Genomic DNA, 12,302 nt, shown 5'->3' on the forward strand with positions numbered 1-12,302 from the left:
ATTGATTTACACATTCACTATAAATCAAATCTATATGGTGATAAAAAATTAAGATTCAATTAATCTATAATTATGCCTATCTAAGCTATATTTGCAGTAAAGAAATTTACTAATAATTAAACATAAATAACATGGCATTTGTAGGAAAAAAATTCCCAGATTTAAACGTAGACGCAATGAACGATATGGGTGACACCTTTAAAGTTAACGTTCTTGAAGAAGCAGTAAACAATAAGAAAAAAGTAGTTTTATTCTGGTACCCAAAAGACTTCACATTTGTTTGTCCAACCGAATTACACGCTTTCCAAGAAGCAATGGCTGAGTTTACAAAACGTAACACCATTGTAATTGGAGCTTCTTGCGATACTCCTGAAGTACATTTTGCATGGTTAAATACGCCAAAAGACAATGGAGGAATTGAAGGTGTAACGTATCCAATCCTTGCAGACTCAAACCGTAATTTATCTTCAACCTTAGGGATTTTAGATATCTTTAACGAAGCATATAACGAAGAAACTGGAGTTCTAACAGTAGAAGGTGACAACGTAACATATAGAGCCACCTATTTAATTGACGAAGACGGAATTGTATTCCATGAAGGCATTAACCATATGCCATTAGGAAGAAATGTAAATGAATATTTACGTTTAATCGATGCTTATACTCACGTTCAAGAAAAAGGTGAAGTTTGTCCAGCAAACTGGGAAGAAGGTAAAGATGCTATGCAACCAAATGCAAAAGGAACTGCTGCATATTTAGCTTCACACTAAATTAATAAATACAATATTCAAACTCCAAATTCTAACAAAAATAGTTAGAATTTGGAATTTGCCTACTTGTCGGCTTGACAAGAGTTTTAAATTTTATAAGATATGGTACAAGAACTAGAGCAAGACAATTTACAAGACATTATAAACAATAACGATACAGTTATAGTTCAGTATTCAGCAACATGGTGTGGAAACTGTAGAATTATGAAGCCAAAATTCAAGAAATTAGCTTCAGAAAGTGATGGTACAACATTTGTGATTGCAGATGCTGAAAAATTTCCAGAATCTAGAAAATTAGCGACGGTTGATAATTTACCAACCTTTGCAACTTTTAAAAAAGGAGATTTTGTTAGTCAGGTGCAAACAAACAAGTTTGATGTTTTAAAGGAATTGGTTGATAACTTAAATTAATTTTAAATGAAACTACCCATCATAAAACACCTAACACAATTCATTGAAGAAAACGATGAAGATTTTGTAATAGAAACCATTGAAACTTTAGAAGCTCTTACAGAAGTCCCTTCTTTAAAAGATGAAGAGCTGGATGTTATTGGAGAATTAATTTCCAATATGTATGGAGCCATAGAAGTAAATAAAATGATTAAAGATGGTACACCCAAAAAAGAAGCTTTAAACAGCTTTATGAAACGTGTATTAGGTTCTATAGATTCTTAGAAATCTATAAAAAAATTAAAAAGCCTCTTAATTTTAAAATTAAGAGGCTTTTTCTTTTGAAACAAATAGCAATTACTTTTTATCGTTATCCGTTTCTTCTTCTTTAGTTGCTTTATTTTCAACAGCTTTTTCTTCTCGTGTTTTTAAATCTGTCTTGTCTTCTTTTACCTCAGAAGTCTCTTGATATTGAGACTGTTCCTGAGCTTTCGCCTGTTTCTCTGTTTTTGCCTGACTACTTTCAGAAGTTTGAGCAGATGAGAGTTGAGAAAACCCTAAAAAAGCTGTGAATAATAAGGCACCAAATAATTTTTTTGAAATTGTCATAATAATAGGTTTTTATGTTTTTAGATTTGTTGCCTTATCTACGCAGTAAAACTTCTTATTAGATGTTTAAAAATATAGTTTAACAAAAAACTAACATAGCATTAACAACATCCAAAAGCATAAATAACTGAATCTTAAAAGATTGAAAAACAAAATCTTAAATTCATCAATTCATAGAAATCATTTTAGTAAAACACTTAATTTATTAGTATTTTTAATAAAATTTAAAAACATATAATATTATGGCAACAGTAACCTTACACGGAGACAAAATTCAAACATCTGGTGTACTTCCTAAAGTTGGAACAAAAGCACCAGATTTCAAATTAATATCTACAGATTTAAAAACTAAATCTTTAAACGATTTTTCAGGAAATAAAGTAGTTCTTAACATTTTTCCTAGTATTGATACAGGTACTTGTGCACAATCTGTAAGACAATTTAATGAAGAAGCAGGAGAATTAGAAAACACTAAAGTATTGTGTATTTCTAGAGATTTACCTTTTGCCTTAAATAGATTTTGTGGTGCAGAAGGATTAGACAACGTTGTTACTTTATCAGACTATAAAGATGGTAGTTTTGGTAAAAATTATGGTTTAAACTTTATCAACGGTCCTTTGGATGCTTTACATTCAAGATGTGTTGTTGTTTTAGACAAAGATGGAACCATTAAATATACAGAACAGGTTTCTGAAATTGGAGATGAGCCTAACTATAAAGCCGCTCTTGAAGCCTTGTTAGATGACTAAAAAAGAGTCTTTTTTTATTAATAGACTCAAAAGTGTTGGATACGCTTTTAAAGGTGCTTGGCTTTTAATTAAAACAGAACCAAGTATAAAAGTGCAAGCGTTTATTGGGATAATCATGACGTTTGCAGGCTTATTGGTAGGTCTTAGTGCTACAGAATGGATTTTGCAAACTCTTACTATTGGTTTAATAATAGCTCTTGAAAGTTTAAATACTGCTATTGAAGAAATAGCAGATTTTATACACCCAGAATTTCATCCTAAAATTGGACTTATTAAAGATTTTGCTGCTGGAGCCGTTTTTATATTTGCTATAACAGCAATAATTGTTGGTTGCATCATTTATTTTCCTAAGATTTTTTAAATACTTTTACCATTAGGATAAACGTTAGTAATTTGTATTTTTGCTGCATTGAGCAAAGATTTCAAATCTAAATAGAATGAACTCATTTCTTTTCCTCTGAAACTAAACATGGCAACAAAGAAAACAAAAACAAAAAAAACGAGTAAGCCTAAATTAAAAGCCCCAAGTTTTAAGTTGTCTAATCAACAAAAACTAGTGCTTGGTAGCTTTTTAACTATTATAGGACTCTTACTATTTATTGCTTTTGTATCATTTCTATTTACAGGAAAAGCCGACCAAAGTACGCTTTCAGAGTTTGCTTCAAGAGACGTAAAACCAGAAAACTGGCTTAATAAAACAGGAGCTTGGATAAGCGATTTTTTTATTCAACGTGGCTTTGGGATTGCCTCCTTTATTTTCTCTGGTCTTATATTTCTTTCTGGAGTTTATGTTTTAACCAATTCAAGTTTAAGTAAATTAAGAAAACACTGGTTTTGGGGAACGTTAATTGTTGTTTGGTTCTCAATTCTATTTGGTTTTTTTTCTGAAAAATTAGACATTCTAGGAGGAACTATTGGGTTCGAAATAAACAGCTATTTACAAGATTATCTTGGTAAAATAGGTACTTCACTCCTACTGGTTTTCTTTTTAATTACCTATTTAGCCATCAGGTTTCGAGTAACTTCAGAAACATTTAAAAATCTCTTTCAAAGAGCTTCAAAAGATATTAAACAAGAATTTAAACCTTCAGATAAAGATGTTTCTATTCCCATTGATAACGATTTAACTGCTGAAGCTAAAGAAATTAAATCTGCTTTCGATTTAGATTTAAATAACAAAACTGAAGAAAAAGAAGAAAGTGTTCAAGTAGAAAAACCAAAGCCAAAACCTGAAGTAGAAAAAGAAGAACCTGAAATGACAATTGAAGTGGAAGAAGTGGCAGAAGAACTTTCGGAAACCGACAATCTAGCAAATAAATTAGTAGAAGATTTTGGACAATTCGATCCTACTCTAGAACTTAGTAATTATCAATTTCCGTCCTTAGACTTATTAAAAAAATACGATACTGAAGGGATTACCATCAATCAAGATGAACTTGAAGAAAACAAAAACCGAATTGTAGATACTTTAAGTAATTACAAAATTGGTATTGCAAGTATTAAAGCCACTATTGGGCCTACAGTAACACTGTATGAGATTGTTCCAGAAGCTGGAATACGTATTTCAAAAATTAAAAATTTAGAAGACGATATTGCTTTATCGCTTTCAGCTTTAGGTATTAGAATAATTGCTCCAATTCCAGGAAAAGGAACTATTGGTATAGAAGTACCTAATAAAAATTCAACCATTGTATCCATGCGTTCTGTTATTGCTTCGCAGAAATTTCAGAAATCAAACATGGAATTACCTGTTGCTTTAGGAAAAACCATTAGCAATGAAACTTTTGTAGTTGACTTGGCAAAAATGCCTCACTTATTGATGGCTGGAGCAACTGGTCAGGGAAAATCGGTTGGTTTAAATGCTGTTTTAACCTCCTTATTATACAAAAAACATCCAGCTGAAGTGAAGTTTGTTTTAGTAGACCCTAAAAAAGTTGAGTTAACATTATTCAATAAAATTGAACGTCATTATTTAGCAAAACTTCCGGATAGCGAAGAAGCCATTATTACAGACAACACTAAGGTTATCAATACATTAAACTCTTTGTGTATTGAAATGGATAATCGCTACGAGATGTTAAAAAATGCCTTATGTAGAAATATAGCTGAATATAATGCCAAGTTTAAGGCACGAAAATTAAATCCCAACGATGGCCATCAGTTTTTACCCTATATAGTTTTGGTTGTAGATGAGTTTGCCGATTTAATTATGACGGCAGGAAAGGAAGTAGAAACACCTATTGCACGTTTAGCCCAATTAGCACGTGCTATTGGAATTCACTTAATTATTGCTACACAACGTCCTTCCGTAAACGTTATTACAGGTATTATTAAAGCCAATTTCCCTGCTAGGATTGCTTTTAGAGTTACTAGTAAAATAGACTCTAGAACTATTTTAGATGGTTCTGGAGCAGATCAGTTAATTGGACGTGGAGACATGCTTTATACACAAGGAAACGATTTGGTACGTATTCAATGTGCCTTTGTTGATACCCCAGAGGTTGAGAAAATAACCGACTTTATAGGTTTGCAGAAAGCCTATCCAGATGCTTATTTATTACCTGAGTATGTAGGAGAAGAAGGTGGCACAAGTCTTGATGTAGATATAGCCGATAGAGATAAATTATTTAGAGAAGCTGCCGAAATTATTGTAGTAGCTCAACAAGGATCAGCCTCACTTTTACAACGTAAATTAAAGTTAGGTTATAATCGTGCTGGTCGTATCATTGATCAATTAGAAGCTGCAGGAATTGTAGGTGGTTTTGAAGGTAGTAAAGCAAGGCAAGTTTTAGTGCCAGATTTAGTAGGACTCGATCAATTGTTAGAAAACGAATAAATTAATTAAGTAAATTCTTTCTTTTTAAAACAGAGAAGGAAAACATAAAAATTATTTCAATGAAAAAAATAACACTTATTTTAGCACTTTTCATTAGTGTAGCCTCTTTTGCTCAGGATAGTAAAGCTAAAGCTCTTTTAGACGAAGTATCTCAAAAAGCAAAAAGCTATGATAATATTTCTATAGATTTTAAATATGCTTTAGATAATGCAGCCGAAAACATCAAACAAGAAACACGTGGTGATGTTGTTATGCAAGGAGAAAAATATCGCTTAAACATTTTAGGAGCAACACGTATTTATGATGGAAAAACACTTTATAGTATAAGTCCAGACGACGAAGAAGTTACCATTTCATCAGAGAACTCAAATGATGAAAGCAATATTACTCCAAGTAAAATGCTTTCATTTTACGAAGATGGATACAGTTATAAAATGGACATCATTCAAGATGTAAAAGGAAGAAAAATTCAATATGTGAAATTAACGCCTATCGATTCTCATTCAGAAATTAAGAATGTCCTTTTAGGTATCGATGCACAAACTAAGCATATTTATAACTTAATTGAAGTAGGGAAAAATGGTACAAAAACCACTTTAACTGTTAATTCTTTTAAAACAAACGAACCTATATCAAAATCCTTATTTACTTTTGACAAGAACAAGTATAAAGATTACTACATTAACAAATTGGACTAAGTAACTTTTGAAGATTTTAGATAAGTACATACTAACCTCATATCTTAAAACTTTTATCAGCGTGTTTGTTATTCTCATGCTGATTTTTGTTTTACAAACCATTTGGCTATATATAAAAGAGCTGGCAGGAAAAGATTTAGATATGGTAGTGGTTGCTAAATTCTTACTTTACTTTGCACCTAAATTAATTCCCTTAGTTTTACCCTTAACCATTTTATTGGCATCCATTATGGTGTTTGGTAATTTTGCCGAAAACTATGAGTTTGCTGCCATGAAATCTACAGGTATTTCTTTGCAACGTGCCATGAAAGGTCTAAGTGTTTTTATAGTTGCATTAGGAATTACAACATTTTTCTTTACAAATAATGTGATACCTTGGGCAGAATACAATTCCTATAACCTTCGAAAAAATATAGCCAAATTAAAACCAGCCATGGTTATTGCTAAAGGGCAGTTTAACGAGGTTGGCAATGAGTATAATATTAAAGTAGCAGATAAAAGTGGTGATAGAGGTCAGTTTTTAAAAGAAGTTCTCATTCATAAAAAAAGTGGTGTTAAAGCTGGAAACCACACAACTATTTATGCAAAAACTGGTGAATTAATTGGTGAAGCAGAATCAGACATTTTACAACTTATGCTTTTTGATGGGTATTTTTATGATGATACACCTCCAAAAGACCATAAGGAAAGACTGAGGTTACCAATGACAAAGAGTTATTTTAAAAAGTACACGATTAATGTTGATTTATCAAACTTAAACAATATCGACTTAGAGCAAAAGGATATTAGTGATAAATACAATATGTTAAATATTAGAGATTTAAGCTACACCATTGACACCTTAAAAATTGATAAAGAAAACACTATTAAAGAACTAGCTACAAACCTTTACAACAGAAGTAATTTGCCCGTAATAAACAAAGGTGTTACCTATAAAAAAGAATCCAACTACAACGGAAGTATTTTAGAGTTGTTTAGCAATAAAGACAAAGTTCAACTAATAGATATAGCTTTAAATACTTTTAAAAGTACCCAGCAAATTATTACTGTTAAAGAACAAGGTTTGAAAACTAAAGCCATTTGGCTTAACAGACATATCATTGCCCTTCACGAGAAATTAGCCTTAGGTTTTGCTTGTGTTATTTTATTTTTTGTGGGAGCACCTTTAGGAGCATTAATTAGAAAAGGTGGTATTGGTCTTCCAATGGTTATTGCTATACTCCTGTTTTTAACCTATCATTTTATTGGAATATTTGCTAAAAATAGTGCTAAGGATGGTAGTTTAAATCCTGTTTTTGCAGCTTGGTTTTCTACAATAATTATGATGCCTTTAGGAGCATACTTAACAAAAAGAGCTACAGAAGATCGTGGATTATTTGAGTTTGATCATATTATTGAACCCATTAAAAAACTCTTAAGAATAAAAGAAAAAGAAGACCCAAAATCCACTTCAAAGTTACCAGAAGCTGTTAGAGAAGTTATAGAAGAAAAACATGGTTTAACAAAAGAGCCTCTAGCTCTTAAAGAGGATTATGATGCCATAATAAAAAGACATTCAGACTATAAAGATTATGCTAAGTTTACCTTTATCTTTTACATTATAGGGGCCATATTATTACCTCTTTATTTTATACTTAAAAACAATAAATTAGAAGAAATTGCTCTGGTATGCGTTCAATTAAGTATGGTGTCCTTTTTTGTATGCCTAGTCTATTTTACTCTGTCTTATATAAAGCTATTAGACATTTATAAACTCATAAAATTAGAGGGGGTTTCTAAAAACCCAATAATGGTTCTGTTTAGTTTTGTTTTTTACCCTCTAACACACTTTTTAAGAAGGAACAAAATTAACGAAGACCTTTCTGTTAGTTTAAAATAAGCCATATCTTTGCAACACATAAAAAAAATAAGCTTATGTCCACGCTTAAAGCAGCAAATAATACAACCAAAATACAATTACACAGTATCGAAGAAGCCATTAACGATATTAGAAATGGGAAGGTTATTATTGTAGTTGATGATGAAGACAGAGAGAATGAAGGAGATTTTTTGGCTGCTGCCGAAATGGTAACCCCTCAAATGATAAACTTCATGGCTACACATGGTCGTGGACTTATTTGTACTCCTCTAACCGAAAAGCGCTGTAAAGAACTTGAATTAAACCCAATGGTTCATAATAATACTGACCCAATGGAAACCGCCTTTACTATCTCTGTAGATTTAAGAGGCAATGGTGTAACAACAGGTATCTCAGCTGGAGATAGATCTAAAACCGTTAAAGCATTAGTAGATGATAATACAAAACCTTTCGAGCTAGCAAGACCAGGACATATTTTTCCGCTTGTTGCAAAACAAGGAGGTGTTTTAAGACGAACAGGACATACAGAAGCTGCCATTGATTTTGCGCGATTAGCTGGTTTAAAGCCTGCCGGTGTTATTGTAGAGATTATGAATGAAGATGGTTCCATGGCGCGTTTACCACAACTTTTAGAAGTTGCTAAAAAATTCGATTTAAAAATTGTGTCAATTGAAGATCTTGTTGCATATAGAATGGAACATGATTCTTTAATTGAAAAGAAAGAAGATTTTAATATTGAAACCCGTTTTGGAAAATATCGCTTAAGAGCCTTTCAACAAACTACAAACGATCAAATTCATATTGCTTTAACAAAAGGCAGCTGGAATAAAAATGAACCTGTTTTAACCCGTGTAAATGCGACTTTGGTGAACACAGATATTCTCGGCACTTTAACCAATAATGCTGAAGAAAAACTGGACGATATGTTTAAAGTGGTAAATGATGCAGGAAAAGGAGCCATTATTTTTGTCAATCAGCAATCGCAATCCATGAATCTCCTAAAGCGGTTGCATGTTTTAAAAGAATCTCAAATAGATGGTAAAATAGTAAAAGCACCACGAATTGAAATGGACCATAAAGATTTTGGAATTGGCGCACAAATTCTCCATCATCTAGACATTCATAAACTACGTCTTATTTCCAATAGCGAACAAACCAAACGAGTTGGAATGATTGGCTATGGTTTAGAGATTGTGGAATATGTGAGTTATTAATTTTTATTCTCTAAAACTTCTAGTCGTTTTTCTAAGGCTTTATAATTTTCTAATTGGTGGTTTAAATCTATAATTTCTGCTTGTTGCTCTTGTATCGCTTTAATAAGAACTGGAATTAATTCCAAATAACTCATGGCTTTGAAAGTTCCTTTAGTAACTATTTTTTCACCTGTTTCAGGATCAAAATCAACATCTTCTAAAACTACTATTTCTGGAATAATTTTTTGTACATCTTGAGCAATTAAACCTAGATGGGTTCTATTATCTGGGGAAATAGCCGCTATATAATTAAAACGTACTGGTTGGAGTTGTAATATTTCGTCTAATCCATAATTTATAGTGGCAATATTATTTTTAGTATTTCTATCAGAAAACGTCACAAAAGTATTTGCTACAACTTGGTCCCAGTGTTGATTTGGTAATAAATTTCCAATATCAAATGCTGAATTCATATAGGGCACTATGTCTCCATCCAACCCTAAATTATTTACGCCCAAATCGGCAATTTCTAAATTATTTATAGATAAAGTTGCATTCGCATTTGTTCCATTGGCATTGCTTATTGTAACATTTCCATTAAACCTTAAAAAATCTGTGTCAAATTCCCCATAAATTAATGCATCTGCTGCATTAGCATTAGAGTTTTCTATATATAACCTATTAGAACCAATTTCATTAAACCCTGCACTATAACCTAAAAACACATTTCCATTTCCATTAGAACTGAAACCAGATTCGGTACCAAGAGCTGTATTGTTAATCCCTGTAGTATTATAATATAAGGTGTTTGTACCAATAGAAACATTAGCATCACCTGAAGTATTACTATATAAAGCTTGAGTACCACTGGCTATATTATCAAAACCTGTAATATTATTTCTAAGAGATTCATAACCATTAGCAATATTGTTAGAACCTGTTGTATTAGAATATAATGTATGATAGCCATTTGCAATATTATTATCTCCTATGGTATTGGAGTTTAATGCTCTAAACCCGTTAGCAACATTAAAACTCCCCAATGTATTTAGGTATAATGTTCTAGTTCCATTAGCAATATTATGTGTTCCCCTCGTATTAGAATACAAGGCTCTAGTTCCTATTGCAATATTGTTTGAGCCAGAAATGTTTGAAAATAAAGCTCTTGTGCCTGTAGCTATGTTATTATTACCTGTTGTGTTATTATTTAGTGTTCTCAATCCAGTAGCCACATTATTGTTTCCAATGGTGTTTGAGTTTAAAGAAAAATAACCACTAGCCGTATTATTTGAGCCACGAGTATTATTTAATAACGTATTAGATCCTACAGCAATATTATTATCTCCTGATGTGTTATTTAATAAAGCATTAGAACCTACAGCAACGTTATAGTCTCCAGCATTAGCCATACTTAGAGCGTCTGTACCTACAACCGTATTGTGGTTTCCTTCTGAAAAATATAATGAATTTGAACCAATAGAAACATTACCTTCATTACTGGTAGATGTATATTGGGAGTTATAACCAATGGCAACATTATCAACACCTGAGGTGTTATCGAAAAGTGTTTGGTATCCAATACCTACATTATTGGAACCTGTAGAATTGGTATGTAAGGATCTATAACCATTAGCTGTATTCCTAACTCCAGAAATATTAGAAAATAATGCATAAAACCCATTTGCAACATTAAAACTTCCATCCATATTATTATAGAGTGATCTATAACCCAAAGCCACATTATTAAAGCCTATGGTGTTTAAGCTAAGAGACTCAAAACCAATTCCTACGTTTTGATTATCGGTCCCATCATCATTTTGTCCAGCACTTAAACCTAGAAAAATTGAAGAACCATCTTCAGTTCCATCTACATCACTTTTCCCATCTATTAAATCATTTAGTTTTTCAGCTCCTTTTATGGAAGTCCATGATGTCAAATCAGAGTTCCAGTAATAAAATCCTTTAACTGGAATAGCATTACCAGTTATATAAACCAACATGCCATCTTGAGCAACTGTGGGATTTATTAATGGAAACGCATCTATTTTAGGTATTAAAATGCCATCTGTATTACTTGGTGAAATTTGATTAGAAGCTCTAATGTCTAACTGCGATAGTGGATTTGTAGTACCAATACCTACTTGGGAATATGTATAAGAAATTAGTACTTGAAAAAATAAGATGATTAGATAATTTTTCTTCATGCAAAACATGTTTATACATTGTATATAATGTAGATATATACAAATCAGTTGTTTAAATAAAAAATTCTTACAAAATATGGATATTAAGTAACAGCATTTACACAACTAAATAGGTATAGGCTAAACGATGTAGAGCATTGGTGAAGTAATTTAATAAAAAAAAGGGACTTAAGATAAAAAATAATCTTAAATCCCTTAAACATCGATTAATAGCCTCTTTAATATTATTCTATCACTATTTTTTTAGTAATTTTTCCTTTATCTGTAAATACTTTTACTATATATATGCCAGCTTGTAAATTGGTAACAGCTATTTGATTGCTATTAGATACAACTTTTACTTTTTTTCCAAGAATATCAAATACCTCAACTTGTTGAATTTGGTAACTTGTTGAAATATTTATATAGTCTGACGTTGGGTTTGGATACACAGAAATAGAAGTATCAGCCAAAACTTGACTAGGTACAGATAAGGTTGCAAAATTAATAGAACTTGCGGCTGGATTATTTCCTGAATAATAGTTCTGTGTACCAGCACCATTCCATAAATTAATATTTAACCAGGTTTCATGATAATTATCTATTACGATAGGATCATCATTTTCAGCAAAAATTAATTCACCAGACGTTGGAAGTACTCCAGGTTCTATTTCATTAATAATATCGAAATTAATAAGTGTTATGGCTTCTCCTGCTGCATGAGTAAAATTATTAGGAACAACATCTGAACGTATCAATAAAAGTAAATCTGTAATCCCTCCATCGAAAGATGCTTCCTGATTTACCTGCCATTCAAAAAATTGTAAATTTGAATCTGCTGTTTCAAAATTATCAATGGATAATTCTGATGGTAAATAAACAGACGCTCCTAAATCGGCTGTGGCTGCTGGCGTAACCTGTTCAAAATCTGGAGTTGCAACTAAAGCTATTTGGTAATTACCTGTATTTGCATTTACTCCTAAAAAATTCAAACTATATTCATAACCTTGACTAAA

12 protein-coding genes are annotated in these 12,302 nt (G+C 31.7%); 9 read left to right on the top strand and 3 right to left on the bottom strand.

The window, feature by feature from the left end:
• The first annotated feature begins 131 nt into the window (after window positions 1-131).
• The 3 genes from OS191_RS03215 to OS191_RS03225 all read left to right on the top strand — a co-directional run bounded on the left by OS191_RS03215 (window position 132) and on the right by OS191_RS03225 (window position 1,445).
• Entirely contained in the window at window positions 132-770 is a 639-nt protein-coding gene (locus tag OS191_RS03215) for a peroxiredoxin (RefSeq protein ID WP_267154269.1), read from the top strand.
• 102 nt (window positions 771-872) lie between these two features.
• Window positions 873-1,181 carry a thioredoxin family protein gene (locus OS191_RS03220; protein ID WP_267154270.1) on the top strand — a complete coding sequence of 103 codons (309 nt, stop codon included), beginning with the start codon at window positions 873-875 and terminating at the stop codon, window positions 1,179-1,181.
• A 6-nt stretch (window positions 1,182-1,187) separates the two neighbouring features.
• Entirely contained in the window at window positions 1,188-1,445 is a 258-nt protein-coding gene (locus OS191_RS03225; RefSeq protein ID WP_267154271.1) for a DUF6952 family protein, read from the top strand.
• Window positions 1,446-1,517: 72 nt separating this feature from the next.
• Here OS191_RS03225 and OS191_RS03230 read toward each other — a convergent pair whose 3' ends face one another.
• Entirely contained in the window at window positions 1,518-1,769 is a 252-nt protein-coding gene (locus OS191_RS03230) for a hypothetical protein (protein ID WP_267154272.1), read from the bottom strand.
• Window positions 1,770-2,011: 242 nt separating this feature from the next.
• On the opposite strand from OS191_RS03230, the gene tpx reads away from it, so the two are divergent.
• The 6 genes from tpx to ribB all read left to right on the top strand — a co-directional run bounded on the left by tpx (window position 2,012) and on the right by ribB (window position 9,124).
• Entirely contained in the window at window positions 2,012-2,518 is a 507-nt protein-coding gene (gene tpx, locus OS191_RS03235; protein ID WP_267154273.1) for a thiol peroxidase, read from the top strand.
• Window positions 2,511-2,879, top strand: a complete 369-nt coding sequence (locus tag OS191_RS03240) for a diacylglycerol kinase (RefSeq protein WP_267154274.1) — start codon at window positions 2,511-2,513, stop codon at window positions 2,877-2,879. The genes tpx and OS191_RS03240 overlap by 8 nt, the downstream gene beginning before the upstream one ends.
• Window positions 2,880-2,987: 108 nt before the next feature.
• Window positions 2,988-5,354 carry a DNA translocase FtsK gene (locus OS191_RS03245; protein ID WP_267154275.1) on the top strand — a complete coding sequence of 789 codons (2,367 nt, stop codon included), beginning with the start codon at window positions 2,988-2,990 and terminating at the stop codon, window positions 5,352-5,354.
• A gap of 59 nt (window positions 5,355-5,413) precedes the next feature.
• Window positions 5,414-6,052, top strand: a complete 639-nt coding sequence (gene lolA1 / locus OS191_RS03250) for an outer membrane lipoprotein periplasmic chaperone LolA1 (RefSeq protein WP_267154276.1) — start codon at window positions 5,414-5,416, stop codon at window positions 6,050-6,052.
• A gap of 7 nt (window positions 6,053-6,059) precedes the next feature.
• Entirely contained in the window at window positions 6,060-7,931 is a 1,872-nt protein-coding gene (locus OS191_RS03255) for an LptF/LptG family permease (protein ID WP_267154277.1), read from the top strand.
• Between the two features lie 35 nt (window positions 7,932-7,966).
• Complete coding sequence (gene ribB, locus OS191_RS03260; RefSeq protein ID WP_267154278.1) at window positions 7,967-9,124, top strand: 3,4-dihydroxy-2-butanone-4-phosphate synthase; 1,158 nt, start codon at window positions 7,967-7,969, stop codon at window positions 9,122-9,124.
• On the opposite strand, the gene OS191_RS03265 is transcribed toward ribB, so the two are convergent.
• A complete protein-coding gene (locus OS191_RS03265) occupies window positions 9,121-11,307 on the bottom strand; it encodes a tail fiber domain-containing protein (RefSeq protein WP_267154279.1) in 2,187 nt (728 codons plus the stop codon). The two genes, ribB and OS191_RS03265, sit on opposite strands and share 4 nt — an antisense overlap.
• 224 nt (window positions 11,308-11,531) lie before the next feature.
• A partial coding sequence (locus OS191_RS03270) for a T9SS type A sorting domain-containing protein (RefSeq protein ID WP_267154280.1) occupies window positions 11,532-12,302 on the bottom strand: 771 nt, incomplete at its 5' end.

Source organism: Xanthomarina sp. F2636L (assembly GCF_026410195.1).
Taxonomy (GTDB): domain Bacteria; phylum Bacteroidota; class Bacteroidia; order Flavobacteriales; family Flavobacteriaceae; genus Xanthomarina.

Coding starts and splice junctions, on each gene's coding strand:
- OS191_RS03215 (WP_267154269.1), top strand. CDS start 132: ATGGCATTTGTAGGAAAAAAATTCCCAGATTTAAACGTAGACGCAATG.
- OS191_RS03220 (WP_267154270.1), top strand. CDS start 873: ATGGTACAAGAACTAGAGCAAGACAATTTACAAGACATTATAAACAAT.
- OS191_RS03225 (WP_267154271.1), top strand. CDS start 1,188: ATGAAACTACCCATCATAAAACACCTAACACAATTCATTGAAGAAAAC.
- OS191_RS03230 (WP_267154272.1), bottom strand. CDS start 1,769: ATGACAATTTCAAAAAAATTATTTGGTGCCTTATTATTCACAGCTTTT.
- tpx (WP_267154273.1), top strand. CDS start 2,012: ATGGCAACAGTAACCTTACACGGAGACAAAATTCAAACATCTGGTGTA.
- OS191_RS03240 (WP_267154274.1), top strand. CDS start 2,511: ATGACTAAAAAAGAGTCTTTTTTTATTAATAGACTCAAAAGTGTTGGA.
- OS191_RS03245 (WP_267154275.1), top strand. CDS start 2,988: ATGGCAACAAAGAAAACAAAAACAAAAAAAACGAGTAAGCCTAAATTA.
- lolA1 (WP_267154276.1), top strand. CDS start 5,414: ATGAAAAAAATAACACTTATTTTAGCACTTTTCATTAGTGTAGCCTCT.
- ribB (WP_267154278.1), top strand. CDS start 7,967: ATGTCCACGCTTAAAGCAGCAAATAATACAACCAAAATACAATTACAC.
- OS191_RS03265 (WP_267154279.1), bottom strand. CDS start 11,307: ATGAAGAAAAATTATCTAATCATCTTATTTTTTCAAGTACTAATTTCT.